Genomic DNA, 21,530 nt, shown 5'->3' on the forward strand with positions numbered 1-21,530 from the left:
CCTTTCTAGTCCTTCGTGCCGCATTAGGAAATTTCAATTCCAGTATGGTACGATTAAAAGTTAAAGCATCATATCAAATTTTCTCAACTGGAGATCATTTCAATTCCAGTATGGTACGATTAAAAGTTTATTGCGAATAGTTTCATAATATTCTTATTTGAATTTCAATTCCAGTATGGTACGATTAAAAGACAAGAGTCATTATTGAAAAGAATATACGCAAATGCATTTCAATTCCAGTATGGTACGATTAAAAGCCGATAGACGATTTCAAAAAAATATTTGATAATCAAGCATTTTCGGAAATCAAATATAGAAAATTTCTTATAAAAAATCGTCTAACGGCAAAAGTGTAAAACGGGCATAGGTTTGACAATCTTGTATACAATCTTGATATTCAATATGTCAAAGAACATAGGTGATTTACTTTTTATTATTAAATTAGATTAATTTCACTTTGCTCAAACAATCGACAACATTTACCTTAAAGAAATGTGTCTAGCTCTTGCTTCTCTTTCCCCACAATTTCTTTTTCAAGCCACTTTTCCTGTCTGGTTTTGAAAATAATAAGACTATCTGACTCTTTATCCATAATTGATAGTGCTTTATATTTCAGTTCTATCAGCTTAGCATCGCTAATTTCTCCCTCAAACACAGAGTTTTGAATCCAATTCAAATATCTTCTGCAAAGTTTTAACATTTTGCCAACTCGCTTTTGACCAACATCATACACAGCAATTATGTACATTCTACCACCACATTTTTAATGGTTTATACTCCTCCAGACCAAGCAAATGCTTTTGAAGCTTGTAGCACTCCAGTTTAATCAGATGTTTGTAGCTTACTGATCTGCCCAAAGTCCTGTGCTGAATAGTTTCATTAAGTCTCTCTTCAAAGGCCTCTACAAATTTTTTCTTCCCTTTTGGCTTTAAAACAACTCTCTTTAACGACTCTTCAAAGTCATCGGTCTGTATCATTTTTTTATTCAGAACCTTAAATATTACTCTATCAACTAACAAAGGCTTGAATATTTCTGCAATATCAAGAGAGAGTGAAAAACGACGCTCGCCGGGCTCATGAAGAAAACTAATCGTAGGATTCAATTGTGTCTGATGAATTGTTTTCAAACACTGGCTATAGCACATCATATTCCCGAATGATATAAGAGCATTAACCTCATTAAGTGGAGGTTTATAGCTTCTGCCCTCCATTTGAAAATCATTGATTATAAAATCGAATGCTTCGTAATAGTTTTTTCGGATATTTCCTTCAATTCCCATCAACTCATCTATTTCCGATGTTTCGCAAATTTTATCTGAAAGAGCCTGTATGCTGCTCATTAAAGGTACAATATCTCTGCCTCTGGAATTATAATATTTTAAATTTTTTAGCATATTGTGACTCGCTCCGATTAACAACTTTTGAGCAACCTCCATCCTCTTTTTCTTATTCTGTTGCGCCTTCACCTGACAGATAAGCATCCTGCCCGAAATTAGAGCCTCTTTTGGCATAAATGAACCGGTATAGTTCTCATAATAGTCAAAAAAGTGGACGCAGATTTGCTCCTGACCTAAAAAGTTGTAGAGGGCCGAGTTAGCATCCAGATTGCCAAAGCAATAAAGCTCGGATACATTCTCAACCGGGAGAAACCTCGGCTTTTGTTCATTGCCCTCTTCATCAACAGCTGTAAACTTCAGAGTGTTGTCTTGTCTCTGAAGCCTGCCGGGATTAAACAAATAATAGGTCTTTTTCATTTGATTAAGTATTAATTATCATCCGATTCCTCTCCGCTCCAGCAAAAATCAAAATAGCTGCAGTTTCTGCAGTTGCTTTTGCCTATTCTTTCGGGGCAATCATCACTGTGAATAATTTCATCAATCTTTACAACACTCTCCCGAATAAACTCTCTATCAGGTTCTGTTAGTAATACCTCCTCAGTTTTATGAAGCTTTGGATACTCAATAATCCCTGTCACACCCTCAATCCCATTTCTTTCTAGAACAAACAGATAGTATTTAAGCTGCCAGATATGCGCCTCCTCCCTTTTGTCAGACTTTTTAATCTCGTGAACAACCTTACCCTTTGAGTCGTAATAGTCAATTTTAATCCCATCTATTTCAATCTCCTGAAATCTATCACTCCGCCTGGAGTATGAAGTTTCGTGTATTAACTTCCCTTCATACACCAAATCGGAGGTAGATTCCATATTAATCCCGTTTGCAAACAGCCAAAGCTTTCGGTTACAAATCAGAAGATAATTAAAATGAGTGCCGGTGATGCGCATTTTTTAAGTTATAATAACGTATTGGAATAAATCTTTTCCATATCAAATCCATATTCTTGAGAGTAGTACGCCTCCCAATTAAATAAATATTGATAACCATATTTGCTTTTCTCTGGATGCAATAAATCTGCAATAACCTCAAGTTGCTTTCGATATACTGAGATGCTAAACTGCGACATGATACTACCTAACTTCTTTATTTCAATTTTTTTCATGGTAAAGTCGTCTAATTCCAATTTTATTAACTTTTCGTAGTATTCAAACACTTTAACCCCATCTACATATTTAATTTCTTCTGTTAAAGCATCCATTTTCTCTATATCCGAAATGTTTTCAAAGAAAGAAACCGGAATTGGAATCGGAATAAATAGTTGCTGGCTGTCATTATCCTCAATCAATTTGAATTCAGCATGGAGTTTCGAGAAATTGAAGTTTTTAAAGTGTTGATAGTAACTATTGTCAGCATGAAAAACGTTCCTCATATTCTTTGATTTTTGCTCAAATACCTTTTCGTACAAAGCATGAAATTGCTTCTTTACAAGAATCTCTTTGTAGTCGTCGAAAATATCTTTATCCGTTTGCTGTACTTTGTAGCGAGAATCTGAACCATAAATGGTACTCGTCTTGTCGCAATCAAACAAATAGACAATGCAATTATCTTTTGATGCATTCCGATTGATACGCCCAGCCAATTGTTCATCGCTATCTATTAGCGAACGATCCTTAAATCCTAAATCCATATCAATATCAACACCCGCTTCAACAACCTGTGTTGATACAACTATCACTTTGGGGAATTCTTGTTCCTTTATTGAATTGATGATTTGCTTTCTCCTAAATTCAAGAATATCGCCAGAAAGCAAAAGGATTTTGTATTCTTCAAAACGGCAGTCCTGATTAATGATACTGAAAAACAGTGCTGCGGTTTTCTTTGTAATGAATTCAATCAAGACTTTTACTTTTTCATCATTTGAATTTGCATACTGTTCTGCTTTTTCAATCATGAATTCAGATAATTCGATTAGGTGTCTTTTTTTCTCATCCTCATTTTCTGGCCTTTTTTTGTCAGCCCAAGTAAAGTCAAATGAAACCCGGCCTGCAAAATTCTGATTCGAGAAATAATGATCCCGATTTGAAATCAATGAAACAAATGATCCTTTCAAGTTCTCATGCAGCGCATCAATTTTTGGAAGAGTTGCCGACATGATTAGAACCCGAATGTTGAATGATTGGGCATAATTGGCAAGGAAATAGACAATCTTATCCCAATGTTCAGGATTATAGGTTTGAATTTCGTCAATGATTACAACCGAATTGCACAACCGATGCAACAAATAGTTGCTCTCCTTTTCATTGCCTTTCAGAATGTCGAAAAACCGGACATGCGATAGGAGTGCAATTGGGTAGTTTACAAACAAATTGTCCAAATAGATCCGCTTCTCATTTCCATACGTACCATCTCCTTTTTCATGGAACCCTGCTTTTGAATGGATTTGAATAATGGAATTGTTGTCAATCTCTAAAGTCTCCTTTATCGACTTAAATGTTTGGGTTATTAAGGTTGTAAAAGGAAAAACATAGAACACTTTATTTATCGAGGAATCGACACTCATTAGCTCTGTTGCAAATGCCAGCGATAAGTTTGTCTTTCCCGCACCAGTAGGAGCTTCCAGATAAAAGCATCTGTTTGCAGAATGTTCTCTTAAATTCGAAATCATTACGGCAGTAAGCTTTTGCCTTAGGATATTCAGGTTTTGATTGTTCCGTTCAGTTAGTTTTTCAAAGGGAAAAGATTGGTAATACTCCAAATTTGAGTACAGGTCTTTATTATATGGCCTTACAGTTTTAAACCGTTCGATAAGTTTTTCTTTTTCGGGTTTGCTTAATATCCCGAATTCATTGATTTCTATTTTTGTCATGAACTCGTTAGTTGCATAGAAATCAGAAGCGGTTAGTAAGGAATACAAAAGCTTAGTTGTTGCAAACAAATTGAAATAGACTTCAGGGTTATCAACCATCTCACAAAATCCCCCAAAAATATCTGTAGCCCCATAGTAGAAACTCGAACAGATATTTTCATCCCAAAAGATGCGATACGTCTCTAAAAATGAATAACAATCATCGATTTGTTGGTTTTCAAATTCTAACGAAAATTCAATTGTTGGATTGTGATGCTTAATGATAGCCCCTGCAAATAGATGAATAGAGAAATACAGAATAAGTTTTTCGTCATCATTAAATTGAGTGTTTTCAACAGTCTTCTTAAAAAAGATGTTTGAAAACAGGTATGCACCAAGCAACGAATGATTTGATTGAAACGACAATTTATTATTCAAAGAGAACAATTCAGTCTCCATTTTTAAAACCTGAAAATTGGGATTAACTTTTCCCAAATCATGGTAAACAATGGCTGCGATGAATATCTCTTTGAATAAGTTTCCCAATTCCTTTTCACTTTTAATATATAATAGTGGCATGAGCTTTTCTATCAAGGAGTCGAGCAAATGATCTATTTGATGAGACTCCATCAATCGCAAACAGTATTTAGAAACCAGCTCCGAGTGTTCGAAAAGGGTCTCCTTATCCGATTTATCCTTAGATAAATGGGCATAATATGTTTTAGAAAGCTCTCTGAAGATTGGCAAAAGACCATCTAAGATATCACTAGAACAATTGAATGATTTCATTATTCGAAAGTTTATACAATGGATACGATTCGGGCAATACGTAATCTTGCTTTAAATTCCAGTTCGTAAATGCAAAATTCCTGTATTCGTATTGGAATAATGGTGATTCAATATAGCCAATTGGAAGCCTTTCAAAATACATGTATTTGCTTCCAGTTATAGATAAAACACCAGGGCGGAAACGCACATTTACTATTCCATCTTTTACCGTTTCTTCTTTGATAAACAAACTATTTATCTGGAATTCTCCGTTTGGAGACAATGGCTCATAGGTATATTCCTCAAAATTATCCCACCAAAGAGAGAACTCATTTTTACCCATGTAGGGCAGGTATTCGGCTTTGTTTTCTTTTAAAAAGCTGTAGAGTTTCGCTTCTACGTTGTTTTCCAAGTTTAGCAGAATCCAACATTTAAATGCTGGAGCTACTAATGCTTGCTCTGTAACCATTAGGTTGCCACCTTCTTCTTCGCTTGCTAATCCAGTTGTATTGTTGTATTTGATAACTGTCTTCGCAAAATTTCCATTTTCATGATAAGTTTTCCCGTTTTCTTCCAATGGAGCTATGGATACTTTCAAACCCTTTAGCTTCCTGTAATGTTCAGGCATCTCTCCATGTTTCTGAAACCCTTTTTCGCCAATAATTGCTCCAAGTATTCCTAAAAGAGATGGCTTGTGAAGCATATTAAAGGTCAGATAAATTGGATCGTTGGTGTCGGGTTTCTTCAAGAAACCAAAATCCGACTTGATGTTGATTGAAACTAATTTTTCCATACTGCGGCTAATTAAACCCTGAAGGTTTTTAAAACCTTCAGGGTTATGAAAATCTACAAACTTTTAATTGTTGCTTTTTGCGGCGCATTCATTATCTCAATCGATGCTTGATTCAAACTGATTTCGATTGATTCAATTTCAGTAGCATTTGCTTCAATAACTGTTTTCAATTCAGCCAAATCAAGTTGGACTTTGCCATCCACTTTTTCTTTGTCCATTTTCATCAACTGCGTGAAATTAGGTAGGACGAGCTTGGATTCTGGTTTTAATGTAACCCAAACCAATAATTCATTCTCACAACCTGCTTTGGCGGCCGAATCGTAATAGGTCACACCCTTTTGCAGTGCTTCTTTTAATTTGGCAATATCATCAGCCGAAAGAGTTTTGGCATCTTTTCCTGCCAATTCGATTATGTCCTCCAAGTTTTTTGGATTTACAGAAAAATGATGCAAATAATGTCCTTCGTGCAAACGACTTTGGCGTCCAAGCGTGGTGGCTGTATTATCATCATTTTTTTCGTTCGGATTGCGGAATGGCGACATGATTTGTTCTGAGAAGAAATTATTTTCACTCCATAGATTTATCCCATGTGTTATTTGTACTGGTCCATGAATAGAAATTGAAACATTATCCTTTTTTTCAGCGCCTTTCATTGCAAACGTTGCACCAAAGAGCCTAATATCTATGCAATCCAGTAATGCTTTAGCTACTTCTGTTTTGTTTGCTTTAAGTTTCACAGATAACTTGCCTTCATCAATTTCTTCGGAATCTTTTCCCTCTTTACTTTTATCTTTTTTCTTAGAAATAACTACTTCAGCTAAAGATGGATTCTTTGTGCAAAATGCCTCGATGAGGCTAAAGGGTATTGCATCTTCCTTTTTTTGTTGGTTAATCCTTTTAAAGTAGAAAACATACTCTAAAGGGAAAAACTCCTTAATAAAGTTTTTAATTGAGTATTTTAATGCTTTATCAGTTGCATAGACGACTCCATTGGGGAGTGTTCTTGGTTGTCCAGAAAAATCAGCATTATAGTTCGCATTGATTGCTTTAATTATTGCTGCGCCAAAAATTCTTTTTGAATAAGTCATATTGATTTGTTTTAATGATTAGTGTTGTTTGAAAATCGATTCGGAAAAATAACCTGCCAAAACCATTGGTAGGTGTTCTTTCATATTTGAAAGGTCAGGATCATATCCCATTACTTCGCTAAAGAGTTTGTCGAACTCATACTTAGTTGGGTAGAGTGTAAACTTGTATTTGTACATATTGAACGTGCTTGCAATTGCTTGCTTAAACAGAACAGGTTCTGTTTTTTGCAAGAACGGTTCAAGTAGCGCGTGCGATCGGTTTGCCGATTCGCTTTGGATCAATAGTTTCCAAATAAGCTGCCCAGCTGCAAAAGCGAATTCATCATCGGTTGTGATGTGAAATGATCCGGTTTGGGCAATCTCCCGAATCTTAGTTTGTAATTCAACGGTTTTATTTGCCATACTATTTGTATTAAAATTGTTATCAAACAAAGGTTGTAAGCCAAACCAAAGGCTTAGTTTTTTTCGCATATGTACTGGTTCTTTTAATCCTTCATCATGTCTCAAATCATCGATAATCGATTCTATGAACATTTCATTGATCATGGTCATGGTAATTATCTGTTGTTTCGATTTAAAAATGAAGTCGTACCATGCTTTACGATATTTGTAAAGGAGGTTGTAGATCGCATCTGTTAAGTCATATTCGGGATTAACTTTTATTTCATCGAAATATTTGAGCCATAATGTTCCAGCTTTAGTTTTCTGAACCAACTGATTGTTGAAAATGGGATTTACAACCATAAATTGGAAATCAAAAACGTTGTGATCTTTACTGCTGAAATACACGACTGGCTCTGCTCCAAAAATCTCCTTTAAAGTGAAATCATTTTCTGCTTTATCTTTCAACGTATATTTAAAAACAGGCACAAAATCCAGATCGATGATTTTTCCTCTTGAAAGAAACAAAAGATAGAAATTTTGAAGGTTCGTTTTTCGAAGATACAGTAGCGACCGAATGATCTCAGAATATCCGGCAACTCCTTCATTGTTGAAAAGCTTGACTACATCTGCATTTAGGCTTGCTTCTTCTTTATGAACAAAGATGGGAAGTGGGTTGGGTAACTTTTGACCAATTTGGAAAAACTTTAAAATAGATTGGGCATCATTACCATCTATACGGTAGTTGTATCTAAAACTTGCCGTTTGGTGTTTGAGAAAGCTTTTTTTGTCATTGAAAGTATTAAGACTGTCACTTACTCCATAGGTGATATCCTGAAATATAGTATTATACTCTGCTTTATTAAAAACGTTCTCACCAACATATTTCAAATAAGGTTTTTTGTAATGTTTTATATCTACTTCTTTAAGAAAGAATACGATTACATGCCCTTCTTTTAGATTGTTGAATCCAATTTTTTCGATTAGTTCCCAGAAATTAGCCGTCAGCCATGATTTTAGAGAGTTGAACCAAATACTAGAGGGTCCTTCTTCAATATACACTCCAGCTTTTTTAAAGTATTGATTGGTAAGTTCATTTAGAATACCATTTCTACCAACTGTAGTTCCATCTTTACGTATTTTTTCAATGTTACTAAGTATCCCTTTTTTTGTGAATCCAACGACATAAGGAGAACAAGTAACGTTGAAAATCTTAAGATTAGGATTAAAGCTTTTATTTTTATCAACAGGATTTGACGATTGCAATACTTTCCTGCATTTTTCGAAAAAAGGAGTTAGTTCCTCTTTCTTCGTAAAGAGTCCAATATCTTCTTTCAAGATATTTCCGTTTTCATCAACATTCTTGAGTACATATTTACCATCCTCCAGACCGATGTCTAAAGCAACGTAAATACCTTCCTTGAGCTTGGCTCCTTCTTCAAATAGATCGGGAGCTTGCTCTTCCAGTGTTTCCACAAATTGGCAAATTTCTTTAATCATTACATTATTATATAATTATTATTGTTAAAAGCGTATCTCATTAATTATGTTGTTCAAGGCTTAACATTAACTTCGCACCAGCCGAATCCCATTGAGTTTTTTTCTCCAAATCCGGCAGACTGTATTAGATTATGAATGTAAATGGGAGCTGTTAATTCAAAATCAAACAGGTAGCCTCTTATCTTACTTGCTTGTTCTGAGTCGGGTTTTATAGTGACTAATTTTGATCTAGGGTTACTTTTTAGTGTAAAATCCATCTCAAAATCAACAATTTGATTTGTATTGTGTGGAATGCTATTGAATTTGTTTATTAAGTTGTTCTTTATCCATTTAGAATATTCCTCATCTGCAGGTGAGGCATATCTGGCATAATTTGTTGATGGATCTATTACACTTATGACAACAGGAGAGAGGGCTCGGTATGACTGTGTTATGCTTTCCTGTATGTCAGGAATTCTCTCAATCTGATTAACTCTTAGTTCAATTCCGTTGAATTTGTTTCCAATGTATGCTATCTGTTGATTGAAAAGACCAATTATAAATTTTTCTGCTGCTTCACCTAGCTGGAAAGAAACTTTAACCTTAATGGCATCACTCTTAATTTCAAAAAGAGCTCTCTCTTTCCATAATAGATATTGCTCAAATATCAAGGGGGAGTAATTAAAGAGCTTAAAATTTTTACTTGACCCGGAGTAACCGGTCTGATGAAGAAATTGAGCAAAATCTTTGTCTGCATTGAACAGAACTTTGTAAATCCAAGCGCTCAAATAGTACTGATAGTCCATCGGCAGCATGTTGCTTTTCCCGCAACGGCTAAAGGAAATTTGAAACCTCATATTATTGTGAATAATGACCTTTAAAGTTATAGAAAAATATCTAATAGTCTGTTTATAAAATATGGTTAATTTCTTTATTTGTATTTAGCCATTTAGCTATTTAGCCATTTACCCCTGAGGTAAGATCTGAGGCTTCACATGCCTCTTTTAGATAGTATTTAAAATACCACTCCTTAAAATATTTAACGTCCTCATCTGTTCCGTAGCCACCTCCCCAGTGAGAGTGCCTGTTGAAAAGTAGTGCTTTTAGGGTTATTGGAACATCATCCTCTTTTCTAAAATCCTCAAGTCCGGACCGAATATATTCTATCATATTTCTTGTATCATCACCATGTAAATCTTCTCGCTCAACCCATAGTTTTTCATAGAACCAAAACATGCCATCTCCATTTTTGGAAATTTCCAGAGGGATTTCATCCTCACCTTTGTAATATCTGCAATATTTAATAAGATCTCTCATATGTCTACAAAGTTACATTGGCGTTTTGTCAACTTTTGACACTTACCTGGTTACCTCAGAGGAAAAGTGTCAAACATCTGATAATTAAATGATTATTAAAATTTTGAAAATTGTTTAACAAGCACATTTACTGATGTTTGACACTTTTCCTCTGAGGCGATTTGGGTTTTTTGTTTTATATTTGGTAAATATCAATTCATCACTATCTCAATGAAACATCTCTATTCAATGCTTCTTCTTGCAGGTATTGCAACTCTTTTGCCTCTGCAATCTGTGGCTCAAACCACTATGAACGATATGGTCTACCATGGTCAACATATCTATTTTAAAAGTGACTTTAGTGGTAAGGCTGCCAATTTTGTATTTGATACGGGGGCTGATATGGTCTATGTGGATAGCACTTTTCTTGCCGGTAGTGGCTTGAGATTCAGCAAGGTTGGTTATGCCATGCTGGGGGGTGTCGGGGGAAAGCAGCAAAGGGTCAAGATGATTTTTGATGATGCTGTTTTTAGATTGTACGGAAAGGAGTATAAGCCTAAAATGGCGCCAATTATTCAGTTAAAGCCTATACTCGGGGACAAGGCCGATGGTCTGTTCGGGATACAGGAGCTTGTCGGCAAGGCGATAATAATTGACTATGAGAACGAAAAAATCGGCTTTGTAAACCAGCTCTCTGCTGCGGATATAAAGGGATTTGTTCCTGTCGATATAGAGATTGAGTCGAATAGGATCTATCTGCCTATCTCCATCTCGGTCGATAATAATATCACAATTACCGGGAAGGCTATGATGGATCTGGGGTCGGGGCATTCAATAAGCATATCAACTGCTGTGGCAAACAGGTATAACTTAAATACTATCAAGGAGAAATTTGGGGTGACATATGAGCAGGGTGGGATTGGAGGAAAATCATCAAGCTGGCAATTTCGTGCTAAAAAGAGTACAATTGCCTCTTTTGATATGAATGGTTTAATTATGGAATATAGTACAGATTCAGGTGGTGCTTTGTCCGGCAAAAGTGGTCATATAGGACTTATCGGGAACAAAGTGTGGGAGCGATTTTATGTTATTATAGACCTAAAAAACAAGAAACTCTACCTTAAACCAAATAGTCTATTCAATAAAAAGTGTGTTTTTAATACCCGGGGATTCACTTTTACAGATAGAAGCAAAACGCTTGGATGCTGGGTGGTTAACGGCCTCTATCAGGGCTCAAATGCAGAGAAAGCAGGATTGAAGGGAGGTGACCGAATCCTTGAGGTTAACGGAAAAGATGTTAAGTCTATAAGTGAGGTTGAGCAGGAGGCTCTCTATGAAAAAGCAGGAGAAGTGAAACTTAAAGTGGAATCGCCTCAGAGGAAAAGTGTCAAGCATTTGATAATTAAATAATTGACTGAATTGAGAGTTTTTTGTAATGCGCTTATTCACTGCTGTTTGACACTTTTCCTCTGAGGCGATTGTCGTTCCCCTGGGGTGGCCGCCACCCACCTTTAGCTCTTCTTTCTGTAACTCAGCACTGCCCATCCGTTGAAGAGGATTGCAAAACCGGTGAGCATCCAGAAAGGGGTAAGAAGATCTGAGAAGGTGCTCCCTTTCAGGTAGACCTGGCGGAGGACTACGATGATATATTTGAGGGGGCTAATAATACTGAGGTTTTGTGCCCACTGCGGCATATTTGCAACAGGGGTGTAGAGTCCGCTCATGAATATAAAGGTGAGGACAAAAAAGAACATCATAAACATTGCTTGCTGGAGGGTGGTGGCGTAGTTGGAGATGACCAGCCCAAAACCTGAAAATGCCAGTACAAAGAGGGCGGCAAAGAGGTAGATTGTGGCAAGGCTCCCTGCAGGGGTTAGTCCGTAGGCCACCCAGGCTGCAAGAAAGCTGATGGTGAGGACTACAAAGCCGATAATCCAGTAGGGGAGGAGCTTGGAGAGTATGAAGTTTAGTTTGCTTACCGGGGTGACATTTATCTGTTCAATTGTGCCGCTCTCTTTCTCTCCAACAATGTTGAGTGCCGGCAGAAATCCGCATACCATTGCAAGAACCATAACCATTAGTGCGGGTACCATAAAGTATGTATACAGCAGGCGTGGATTGTACCAGAACCGGGGTGTGATTGTGAATTGCTCCGACATCGTTAGCTCCCACATCGTTAATATATCTGAGTTGATCTCTCTGTTATAATCGCCTACAATGCCGGCCAGATATGCACTCCCAAGCCCCCCTTTGGTTGCACTGACAGCATTTGCGGAGACCAGTACCTTCGCTGTGCCATCTCTTTGAATATCTCTCTCAAGATTTGCCGGGATCTCAAGAATAATATCGGATTTGTTAAGCTCAATATCTATCATCGCCTCATTGTGGGTATCTGCAACTTGTGATATACTGAAATATCCACCGGCAGCAATCTTCTGAACCATTGCTCGTGATGTGGAGCTTTTGTCATTATCCACAATTGCCAGGTTAATGTTTTTAATCTCAAAATTTGCAACCAGCGGGAATATTAAAATTGCCATGAATGGCATTATTACAGCCATTTTAGGCAGGGCCTTGTTCCGGAAGAACTGTTTGAACTCCTTCTCCAGTAAATATTTTAACATAACTACTCCAGTCTGAATTTAAATTTTTTGATACTTACAGCCAGTATAACAGCGGCCATTCCGGTAAGTATAGCAATCTCTTTTATTATTGACGAGAATCCCAGCCCCTTTATCATTACATTCCTTACTGCAATAATAAACCACTTTACAGGGAGGATGTGCGAGAGCCACTGAAGTACCTCAGGCATACTCTCAATAGGGAACATCAGCCCGGAGAGGAAGACTGCAGGCATCATCAGCAGCATCCCGGAAATGAGCAGCGCTACAATCTGTTTCTCTACCAGTGATGAGATAAGAATGCCAAGCAGCAGAGAGACCATTATAAATAGCAGTGAAAGCCCGGAGAGCAGTATCAGGCTGCCGGCAATGGGAACATTGAGAACATAAACGGAGAGAATCAGTATTGTAACATAGTTGATTACGGAAATGGTGAAATATGGAACAATCTTGCTTAGTATTATAAGGAAAGGTTTCATTGGTGAGACCAGCAGAACCTCCATTGTTCCAAGTTCCTTCTCTCTGGCTATTGATACCGATGTCATCATTGCACAGATTAGCATCAGTATCATCCCCATTATACCGGGGACAATATTGTATGCGCTTTTGAGCGATGGGTTGTAGAGGAGGCGGATTTCCGGTGTGATTGTGCGGCGGGCGGCGGCGGTTGCGGCAGCAACCGGCGGATCGCCGGCGACATTCGTCGCCGCGCCGCCGCCCGCCTCTCTCACAGCGCTCTCCTCCAAATATGAATTAATAAGTGCAGTTGCATAATTTGTAAGTATTGACGCAGTATTTGGGTCAGTACCATCCGCCACCAAAAGAATCTGCTCATCACTGAATACAACGGCAAAACCTGTTTTGCCCTCTCTGAATAGTTGCTCAATTTGATCAGGGGAGGAGAGGTACCTCTCAAGAGTAAAGTATTCACTGCTCTCTAGTTTATTGATTATCCCCCTTGTAGTAAAATCACCTGCAGGGTCATATACCGCAAATTTTGTGTTTCTGATTTCTGTTGTAATCCCAAACCCAAAGAGTATAATCATAAGTATTGGAAGAGCCAGCAGAATAATGGTAGTCCACCTGTCTCTGAGGATGTGGTAAAACTCTTTTTGAACAAATACTCTGAAAGCTCTCATAACAACCCGTTGTTTGATCTCCTTGCCAGTTTTCTGAAAACATCGTCCATATTTACTGCTCCAAATTCCTTTTTAAGCAGGGCAGGGGAGTCCAGTGCCTCTATTCTGCCGTCCACCATTATTGAGACCCTATTGCAATATTCTGCCTCATCCATATAGTGTGTTGTTACAAAAATGGTGATTCCTCCGGCTGCAGCCTTGTAAATCATCTCCCAGAACTGCCGCCTTGTTACCGGATCCACCCCTCCTGTGGGCTCGTCCAAAAAAACAATGCTCGGCCTGTGAAAAATGGAGACTGAGAATGCCAGTTTTTGACGCCAGCCTAAAGGGAGCGACTTAACCAGACTCTCCCTCTCTTTCTCAAGGCCCAGCTCCTCCAGCAGTCTGTGTGACCTCTCTGTTGCCTCTTTTTCAGGAACTCCGTAAATGCCTGCATAGAGCCTTATGTTTTCCCATACTTTAAGATCTTCGTAAAGAGCAAATTTCTGGCTCATATATCCAATTGCTGCCTTTATCTTTTCGCTATCTCTGTTTATATCAAATCCGGCGACAACCCCTTTTCCGGATGTGGGCCTGAGCAGACCGCACAACATCTTCATTGCTGTTGTTTTTCCTGCTCCGTTTGCACCCAGAAAGCCGAATATCTCTCCTCTCTCAACTGAGAATGAAATATTATCAACAGCTGTAAAGCTGCCGAATCTTTTAGTAAGGTTCTCTACCTCTATTACTCTCATTTGCTCAATAGTTCCATAAAACAATCTTCAACAGAGGGTTCTGTTTTTGTGACCTCAACCCCTTTAAAACCAGCCTTCTCAAGGTAGGCCTTCAGAGAGTCTGTTGTAACTGCCTGAAATATTCCGTTCTCCTTTTCCGTTGTTATGTGGAGCGAATCTCCAAATGCAAAACAGGAGAGCACCCCATCTGCTCCTCTCAAACCCTCAAGAAGTACCCCCATATTCTCCCCCTTAACACTAAAAAGATTTTTATCAAAAGAGTCAATTATTGCCCGGGGGGTATCACACATCAGGAATTTTCCATCCTGCATAAGTGCAATTCTGTCACAAAGAGATGCTTCATCCATATATGGAGTTGATACAACAATTGTGATTCCCTCTCTTTTTAATCTTCCCAGCATCTCCCATAGCTCTTTTCTTGAAACCGGGTCTATTCCTGTAGTAGGTTCGTCAAGAAAGAGGACTTCAGGTTTATGAATAAGTGCACAACTTAAAGCCAGTTTCTGTTTCATACCTCCTGACAGCGCCCCCGCCTTTCTCTTTTTAAAGGGCTCCAGGTGGCAGTAAATATCCTTTATAAGGTGGTAATTCTCCTCGATTGTTGTGTTAAATAGTGTTGCGAAGATTCTCAGATTCTCCTCCACAGTAAGATCCTGATAAAGAGAAAACCTTCCGGGCATATATCCCACTATTTTCCTGATCTCCCTGTAATCCTTCACAATATCATACCCCTCCACCCTTGCCTCTCCTGCATCAGGTAGTAAAAGAGTGGTAAGAACCCTGAACAGAGTAGTCTTTCCTGCTCCGTCAGGCCCAATCACCCCAAAAATCTCCCCCCTCTCAACCTCAAAGGAGACCTTGCCGTTGTTTTTGGCAAGTTCTTTAACTACAATTGATTTGGAAAACGATTTTTTACAAACCGAGGTCAATCCCTCCATACATTCCAATCTTTAAAAAACCATCATTTATAATTGCAATCTTAATTGCATAAACAAGATTATCTCTTTCACTCCGGGTCTGAATAGTCTTTGGAGTAAACTCGGCCTTATCAGATATCCATATAACCTCTCCGCTGTACTCCCGGCTCCCCTCCTCCCCAAAATCAGCAAAAACCTTAACTGTCTGGTTAAGCTTTAATCTGGTGAGCAAATCTGAAGTGATGTATGCCTTTAGGTGCATATTTTTTGTCTCTGCCACCTTGAAAAGCGCCCTGCCGGCCATAGTTATCTCTCCTGCCTCTGCATATTTTGCAAGGATGGTCCCCGATATTGGAGATGCAATTTTGCTTCTTTCCAGCTGATCGTTTATCTGATCTACCTGAACCATCAGTGCAGCAGCATCCTCGGTAATTCCTCCGGAAGTATTACTAAGAGTTGAGCGTTGTGCCTCCAGCTGTTTCTCAAGTACAGATATTGATGAGGTGATATCATCAAGTTGTTTCTGAGTGGCGGCGTCTGCTTTGAGTAATCTCTCAAACCTCTCTCTCTCCCGCTTTTGCACTGAAATCTGCTCTTCGAGTGCCGCAATCTGTTTGCGAACCTGAGGGCGGCGCGCCTCAAGAGCTCTCACTGTTGCGAGAAGCTGCCTTTTTTTAAGGAAAAGTTGAATTGTGTCAATTTGGCCCAATACCGCGCCGGCCTCAACGCTGTCACCCTCCTCAATATCCAATTCCAGAATTTTTCCGCTTAATTCTGACGAAACCAGAATTTCAGTAGCCTCAAAAACTCCTGAAGCATCGTGTTCTGAACCGGACCTGCTGCAGGATGGCAGGGTGAAAGATAGAAGGGTGAAAATTGTGACAGCGACACAAAAAGTATTTTTAATCATAGTGTTAATTGTTTTTCAGGTACTTAATGGAATATATTGCCATAAGATGCATTATCTCGTGTGTTGCTCTCTCCTGACGGGCAAGATTCTCTGCATTTATCTCCCGTATAAGGTCTGAAACGGAAATTATCCCCTCTTCAACCCTTTTTTCTGCCGCCCTTTTAATCTCCTCTCTAAGACGAATTATCTCTGTGTCAGACTCCATCTGTTTTGTGAATTTTGAAATTTCGTTAAGCTGCTGCCTCTCTGCCAGCAAGCTATTGAAAAGAAATGTTTCCCTCTGAGTGTTGATACTCTCTCTCTTCACATCAAGCAGCCTGATTGAGTTACCTTTTGTGTAAAAAGATCCAAAGTTCCAGGAGAGCCTTACACCTCCAATATAATATGTTGAAAATTCATTTTTGAGCATGTTCAGCCCGGGATTACCATATCCTCCCTGTACAAAGAGGTTAAACCGGGGCATTGTCGCAGCCTTTAAGCTTCTCTTCTGACTCTCTGCAAGATGTGACTGAGCGTCATAGAGTGCAAGCTCCGGTCTTCTGTTCCCATTTATAAATGCAGAGACATCTGCAGAGGGCTTTATAAGATTCCCCGACTTTACTGCTTCATCTCCTGTTAATGCTGCCAGCATCTCTCTGTAAGTAATCCCCGTCATTTTAAGCTCCTCCCTCTTTTGTCCGGCCCTGAGTACCTCTACTCTTACAGCATCCAGATCAGATTTTGTCGCAACTCCGTTTTCCAGATAGGCCGACACTCTTTTATAATTGTTTTCCAGTTCCAGAATTAAAATATCTGTCTGCCTGATCTGCTCCTCAATCAGAAGTATTCTAAAAAACAGCTGATTAACCCTCTCTCTGACTGTATAGAGCTCCGCCTCAACTCTTTTCAAATCAGCCTCAGAAGAGGCCTTTGCAATTCTCCTCTGTGCCTCAATTGCACCTCCGTCCCATATTATCTGGTTTACCTCCACAACTGCCTGATATTGATCTTTATTCAAAGGGTTTACCCCAGGCATAGCTGCAGGCAATTGTGTAACCTCTGACTGATAAGTTGCTCTGGCATTTAGCCCAAGCTGTGGTAGGTATCCTTTTGAGGCATTTGCCAGTGTAAAGTCCCGGCTCTGTTCAATAAGCCCGTACTGCTTAGCTGCCGGATAGTTTCTCTCTGCCTTAAGCTGCAACTCCTCTACAGATAATTTTACAGAAAAATCCTGACCGGCAGCAGTCAGCGAAGCAGCGAAAAGCAAGAAAATACTACCCCAGGGGTAAATGGCCAAACGATTGATATTGAAGTTCATATAAAAAAGTACTATTTTTTGTAAACTATTGATTATTATTTGTTTGGCCATTTACCCCTGAGGTAGGGGGCAGGGCTGCAGCCTTGCGAGTATGGTCTTCACATTATCCTCTCTTCTTTTTTCAAGCATACTTGAAAACTCCTCATCATTACAGTTTGTCATTATTCTTACTATAGGGTCAGCAATAAACATAACAGCATTCAGTGATATAATTGAGAGCATCAAATCGACAGCAGAAATCTGCCTTATTTCTCCTTTTTTGTAAAGATCATCTAACTCTTTATCCAGATTTTGGATCAAAAGGGAGGGTATCACCCCCAGGTTCTCTCTTATCTTTTCCAGCCTTTTTTGGTTTGTTGAGATTTCATTAAACAGCAAAAAAGGTAGTCTTGGATTGGCCTTTAGTATGTCAAAATGTGCTTTTATCTTTTTTGCAATTTTTGCCTGAAAGTTACTTTCATCATTACCCTCAGTAAGGAATACATTAATAAAGAGCCTCACCTTATTTTCGAAGAAAAGATCAAAAAGCCGCTCCTTGCTTCTGAAGTAGTAGTGAACCAAAGCCTGGTTGCATCCGGCCAGGCGGGCAATATCGGTGGTGTGAGTCATCGCATAGCCTCTTTCGTAAAAGAGTTTCTCTGCGGCAATTAAAATCTTCTCTTCTGTTGAGGAATCTTTTACAGGTTTCATTTCAATATATTAATAAGTCTATTTAATAGGTCTATTAAATATTTTGCAAAGTAAGTAAAAGAAGTTTATATAGAATAAAAAAATAGTGATTTATATTATTATTTCAACGAGAATATAAAAGTACTCCCTTTTCCTGGTTCTGATTCTACCCTTATATTTCCACCCAAAGCCTCTACATATGCCTTGACAATTGATAAACCAAGACCTGAACCACTCTGTGTCCTTTTGAAATCAATATTTGTGCAGGCAAACCTGGAGCATATCAGAAGTATAGAGGGCTCAGGACTTGGACTATCCATTGTAAAGGGTTATGTAACTAAGCTGGGTGGTGAGATATGGCTGGAGTCATCACCTGGGGATGGCAGTACATTCTTCTTCTCTATCCCGGTCTAAATAATCAAAAAAAATTGCCGAAATGAGCAATTGTCCATTATCTTTGTAATGGACAAATGCCCATTATTATGCCAAGACCAAAATTAAAGCGAAAAATGTTTAATCCTCCTGAATTTAAGGGGTACAGGATCATTGGAGAGAGTAGTAATGAACATCCTGTGGTACTCAATCTTGAGGAGTATGAATCAATCAGGTTAAGTGATCATCTGCTTTTAGGACAGGTAAAAGCTGCCATAGAGATGGAAATTTCCAGATCTACATTTGCAAGAATTTATGAAAATGCAAGAAGAAAAATTGCTCTTGCTTTCGTTGAGGGAAGACCAATAGTCTTTGAAGGTGGTAAGGTCTACTTTGACAGCAGCTGGTATGAGTGCAAAAGTTGTAAATGTCTTTTTAACCATTTAGAAAAACAGAATCCTGTAGGGGGATGCTCTCTCTGCGGATCAAAAAAAATAATAATTTATAATGAAAACAGTAATAACATCAACAGGTAGCACACTTGATTCAAAGATGGATAAACGCTTTGGCAGATGTTCATTTTTTGTAGTTTACGACTCCGAGACTGGTTCAGTTGAGTTTGTCCCTAATGAAAATGCAGAGAGTGTTGAGGGGGCAGGAGTGGCCTCGGCAAGATTGGTGGCTACAAAAGGTGCTGAAAAAGTAGTGTCGGGAGAGTTTGGGAACAAGGTTAAAAACATTTTTGACAGTTTAGGTGTCCGTCTTATAATGATTAAAGAGGATAAGACAATAGAACAGATTATTGAACTTTTAAAAAATAATAAAGAGTAGTTATGAAAAGAAAATTTGCAGTTCCACTTGAAAATGGGGTTTTATGTTCACACTTTGGACATTGTACACAGTTTGCGTTTATTGATACAGATGGTAATACAGTTCTCTCTGAGACACTGGCTACTCCTCCACCCCATGAGCCGGGAATTTTACCTTTATGGCTTTATGGTGAGCAGGTAACAGATATTATTGCAGGTGGGATGGGGCAGCACGCTCAATCTATTTTGGTTCAAAATGGTATTAAAGTTCATATGGGAGCACCTCAGAAGTCAGCAAAGGCACTTGTGGAGGATTGTCTTAACGATATATTGGAGACAGGAGCTAATCAATGTGATCACTAGATGGTTAAAATAGCAATAGCGAGCGGTAAGGGTGGTACAGGAAAAACATTTGTGTCAACCAATTTTTATCAGTCATTATTAAAGAGAGGGGCCAATGTGTCCCTTACAGATTGTGATGCTGAGGAGCCTAATGCTGCCGCTTTTTTTAATATTTCAGAGAGGAGTAGAATTAAGGTTACTCAAAAAGTTCCTGTTATTGATATCGATAAGTGTCTCTTTTGTGGAAGGTGTCAGGATTGGTGCGCGTACAACGCCATATTAATTCTGAAAGAGAGGAAAATGGCTAAAGTAATGGAGGAGATGTGTCATGATTGCGGTGCTTGTCTGCTGGCCTGTAATTACGGAGCCATTACTGAAAAAGATGTGGATTTGGGAGATGTCACAACATACGATGTACAGGGACTATCCTCTCTTGTTGAGGGAAGATTAAAAGTGGGTGTTTATACACCTGTTCCGGTGCTCAAAAAGGCAATATCAGCAACTAGTGCAGAGATAGAGATTTTTGATTCTCCACCCGGTACATCTTGTCCATTTATTCATACAGTAAATGCCTCCGACTATATAATTCTTGTTACAGAGCCAACCCCCTTTGGATTAAATGATCTTAAACTCTCTGTTGAGATTTTAAGACATATGGAGAAGCGTTTCTCTGTAATTGTAAACAGGGCAGGGTTGGGTTGCAACGAGGTTTATGAGTATCTGGAAAATGAGAAAATTGATCTTCTTGCAGAGATACCATTTGATAGAAATTATGCGGAGATCTATTCAAAAGGAGGACTTGTCACAGAGGAGAACGAAGGTATCTCCCTTCAATTTGAAGTAATGGCTAATAAAATATTACAATGGAACTTGCAGTAATAAGCGGAAAGGGTGGAACCGGCAAGAGCAGTATTACATCTGCTTTTGCTACAATGAATAGGCAAGTTGTCCTTGCGGATTGTGATGTGGATGCGGCAAACCTGCATATAATAATGAATCCGGATATTGAGGAGACTCAAGTATATATTGCAGGTGAAAAGGCTGTTATTGATCAGGATAAATGTACAGGGTGCCGACTGTGTGAAGAGTATTGCCGTTTTGATGCAATCTCCTCAATAAATGGAATTTGTATTGTTGATGAAATATCGTGCGACGGGTGTAAACTTTGTGCGCGGTTATGTCCCTCTAAAGCAATAGAAATGGTTCCAAACGATAAGAGCAGGATGCACTCCGGATCCTTCAGAAATGGGAAGATGGTATATGGAAGACTGGAACCGGGAGAGGAGAATTCTGGTAAACTGGTAGCAATGGTAAGGAGTAAGGCCAGAGAAATTTCCGAGAGAGAGGGATTGGAGACTATTCTGATTGACGCTCCTCCGGGCATAGGGTGTGCATTAATATCTTCAATATCCGGAGTGTCAGATCTCTTAATAGTTACAGAACCATCCATCTCAGCAAAAAGCGATCTCAACAGAACTCTTCAACTTCTAGAAAATTACAGTTCAAATAAATATGTCGTAATCAATAAATATGACCTCTCTCCTGATTTAACTACAGAGGTTGAGGAGTTATGCAAAATTTACGATGTTAGCGTTATCGGAAAAATTCCTTTTGACCGGGTGGTAGTTGATGCAATGGTCAACAGAAAAAGTATAATTGAATTTAATCCGGATTCAGTTGTAAGTATTGAATTGGAAAAAATATGGAAAACAATAAAAAGTTATAAATAGTAA

The 21,530-nt window shown here is 38.6% G+C and carries 22 protein-coding genes, 2 pseudogenes and 1 CRISPR repeat array (1 of these 25 cut by a window edge); of the genes and pseudogenes, 7 read left to right on the forward strand and 17 right to left on the reverse strand.

Features of this window, described 5'->3' with window-relative positions; translation table 11 throughout:
* A CRISPR array of direct repeats spans positions 1-257; the repeat unit is 30 nt; unit sequence ATTTCAATTCCAGTATGGTACGATTAAAAG; it begins 4,524 nt to the left of the window's first position.
* Between the two features lie 227 nt (positions 258-484).
* The 9 genes from cas2 to U5907_10025 form a co-directional block, all read right to left on the reverse strand.
* Positions 485-748, reverse strand: a complete 264-nt coding sequence (gene cas2 / locus U5907_09985) for a CRISPR-associated endonuclease Cas2 (GenBank protein WRQ32899.1) — start codon at positions 746-748, stop codon at positions 485-487.
* Position 749: 1 nt separating this feature from the next.
* Positions 750-1,754 carry a type I-B CRISPR-associated endonuclease Cas1b gene (gene cas1b, locus U5907_09990; GenBank protein WRQ32900.1) on the reverse strand — a complete coding sequence of 335 codons (1,005 nt, stop codon included), beginning with the start codon at positions 1,752-1,754 and terminating at the stop codon, positions 750-752.
* A gap of 11 nt (positions 1,755-1,765) precedes the next feature.
* Complete coding sequence (cas4, locus tag U5907_09995) at positions 1,766-2,284, reverse strand: CRISPR-associated protein Cas4 (GenBank protein ID WRQ32901.1); 519 nt, start codon at positions 2,282-2,284, stop codon at positions 1,766-1,768.
* Between the two features lie 8 nt (positions 2,285-2,292).
* A complete protein-coding gene (gene cas3, locus U5907_10000) occupies positions 2,293-4,971 on the reverse strand; it encodes a CRISPR-associated helicase Cas3' (GenBank protein WRQ32902.1) in 2,679 nt (892 codons plus the stop codon).
* A complete protein-coding gene (locus tag U5907_10005; GenBank protein ID WRQ32903.1) occupies positions 4,949-5,743 on the reverse strand; it encodes a type I-B CRISPR-associated protein Cas5 in 795 nt (264 codons plus the stop codon). Before U5907_10005 ends, cas3 begins: the two co-directional genes overlap by 23 nt.
* Before the next feature lie 53 nt (positions 5,744-5,796).
* Positions 5,797-6,831, reverse strand: a complete 1,035-nt coding sequence (locus tag U5907_10010) for a type I CRISPR-associated protein Cas7 (protein WRQ32904.1) — start codon at positions 6,829-6,831, stop codon at positions 5,797-5,799.
* An 18-nt stretch (positions 6,832-6,849) separates the two neighbouring features.
* A complete protein-coding gene (locus U5907_10015) occupies positions 6,850-8,712 on the reverse strand; it encodes a hypothetical protein (protein ID WRQ32905.1) in 1,863 nt (620 codons plus the stop codon).
* A gap of 53 nt (positions 8,713-8,765) precedes the next feature.
* A complete protein-coding gene (gene cas6 / locus U5907_10020) occupies positions 8,766-9,497 on the reverse strand; it encodes a CRISPR-associated endoribonuclease Cas6 (GenBank protein WRQ32906.1) in 732 nt (243 codons plus the stop codon).
* Positions 9,498-9,648: 151 nt separating this feature from the next.
* Entirely contained in the window at positions 9,649-10,008 is a 360-nt protein-coding gene (locus tag U5907_10025; GenBank protein ID WRQ32907.1) for a hypothetical protein, read from the reverse strand.
* 210 nt (positions 10,009-10,218) lie between these two features.
* Between U5907_10025 and U5907_10030 the strand changes: the two genes are divergently transcribed.
* Positions 10,219-11,397, forward strand: a complete 1,179-nt coding sequence (locus tag U5907_10030) for a PDZ domain-containing protein (GenBank protein WRQ32908.1) — start codon at positions 10,219-10,221, stop codon at positions 11,395-11,397.
* 101 nt (positions 11,398-11,498) lie between these two features.
* Here U5907_10030 and U5907_10035 read toward each other — a convergent pair whose 3' ends face one another.
* The 8 genes and pseudogenes from U5907_10035 to U5907_10070 form a co-directional block, all read right to left on the reverse strand.
* On the reverse strand, positions 11,499-12,611 hold the full coding sequence (locus U5907_10035; GenBank protein WRQ32909.1) for an ABC transporter permease: 1,113 nt from the start codon (positions 12,609-12,611) through the stop codon (positions 11,499-11,501).
* A gap of 2 nt (positions 12,612-12,613) precedes the next feature.
* Positions 12,614-13,747 carry an ABC transporter permease gene (locus U5907_10040; protein WRQ32910.1) on the reverse strand — a complete coding sequence of 378 codons (1,134 nt, stop codon included), beginning with the start codon at positions 13,745-13,747 and terminating at the stop codon, positions 12,614-12,616.
* Positions 13,744-14,475: pseudogene (locus tag U5907_10045) on the reverse strand (ABC transporter ATP-binding protein). The gene U5907_10040 and the pseudogene U5907_10045 overlap by 4 nt, the downstream one beginning before the upstream one ends.
* Positions 14,476-14,477: 2 nt before the next feature.
* On the reverse strand, positions 14,478-15,419 hold the full coding sequence (locus U5907_10050; protein ID WRQ32911.1) for an ABC transporter ATP-binding protein: 942 nt from the start codon (positions 15,417-15,419) through the stop codon (positions 14,478-14,480).
* On the reverse strand, positions 15,394-16,308 hold the full coding sequence (locus U5907_10055) for an HlyD family efflux transporter periplasmic adaptor subunit (protein WRQ32912.1): 915 nt from the start codon (positions 16,306-16,308) through the stop codon (positions 15,394-15,396). The genes U5907_10050 and U5907_10055 overlap by 26 nt, the downstream gene beginning before the upstream one ends.
* A gap of 4 nt (positions 16,309-16,312) precedes the next feature.
* A complete protein-coding gene (locus U5907_10060; GenBank protein ID WRQ32913.1) occupies positions 16,313-17,605 on the reverse strand; it encodes a TolC family protein in 1,293 nt (430 codons plus the stop codon).
* A 51-nt stretch (positions 17,606-17,656) separates the two neighbouring features.
* Positions 17,657-18,295 (reverse strand): TetR/AcrR family transcriptional regulator, encoded by a 639-nt coding sequence (locus tag U5907_10065; GenBank protein WRQ32914.1) that lies wholly within the window; start codon positions 18,293-18,295, stop codon positions 17,657-17,659.
* 98 nt (positions 18,296-18,393) lie between these two features.
* Positions 18,394-18,507 (reverse strand): annotated as a pseudogene (locus U5907_10070) (ATP-binding protein).
* A 13-nt stretch (positions 18,508-18,520) separates the two neighbouring features.
* On the opposite strand from U5907_10070, the gene U5907_10075 reads away from it, so the two are divergent.
* The 6 genes from U5907_10075 (at position 18,521) to U5907_10100 (ending at position 21,527) form a co-directional block, all read left to right on the forward strand.
* Positions 18,521-18,688: an ATP-binding protein gene (locus U5907_10075; protein ID WRQ32915.1), complete on the forward strand. Its 168-nt coding sequence runs from the start codon at positions 18,521-18,523 to the stop codon at positions 18,686-18,688.
* A gap of 68 nt (positions 18,689-18,756) precedes the next feature.
* Positions 18,757-19,182: a DUF134 domain-containing protein gene (locus U5907_10080; GenBank protein WRQ32916.1), complete on the forward strand. Its 426-nt coding sequence runs from the start codon at positions 18,757-18,759 to the stop codon at positions 19,180-19,182.
* Positions 19,154-19,477, forward strand: coding sequence for a NifB/NifX family molybdenum-iron cluster-binding protein (locus tag U5907_10085; GenBank protein WRQ32917.1), 324 nt, complete (start codon positions 19,154-19,156; stop codon positions 19,475-19,477). The genes U5907_10080 and U5907_10085 overlap by 29 nt, the downstream gene beginning before the upstream one ends.
* A 2-nt stretch (positions 19,478-19,479) precedes the next feature.
* Entirely contained in the window at positions 19,480-19,818 is a 339-nt protein-coding gene (locus tag U5907_10090; GenBank protein WRQ32918.1) for a NifB/NifX family molybdenum-iron cluster-binding protein, read from the forward strand.
* Positions 19,819-20,676 (forward strand): ATP-binding protein, encoded by an 858-nt coding sequence (locus tag U5907_10095; protein ID WRQ32919.1) that lies wholly within the window; start codon positions 19,819-19,821, stop codon positions 20,674-20,676. It abuts the gene before it with no gap.
* Positions 20,661-21,527 carry an ATP-binding protein gene (locus U5907_10100; GenBank protein WRQ32920.1) on the forward strand — a complete coding sequence of 289 codons (867 nt, stop codon included), beginning with the start codon at positions 20,661-20,663 and terminating at the stop codon, positions 21,525-21,527. The genes U5907_10095 and U5907_10100 overlap by 16 nt, the downstream gene beginning before the upstream one ends.
* Positions 21,528-21,530 lie beyond the last annotated feature (3 nt).

It is taken from the genome of Bacteroidales bacterium MB20-C3-3 (genome assembly GCA_035609245.1).
GTDB lineage: Bacteria > Bacteroidota > Bacteroidia > Bacteroidales > UBA932 > Bact-08.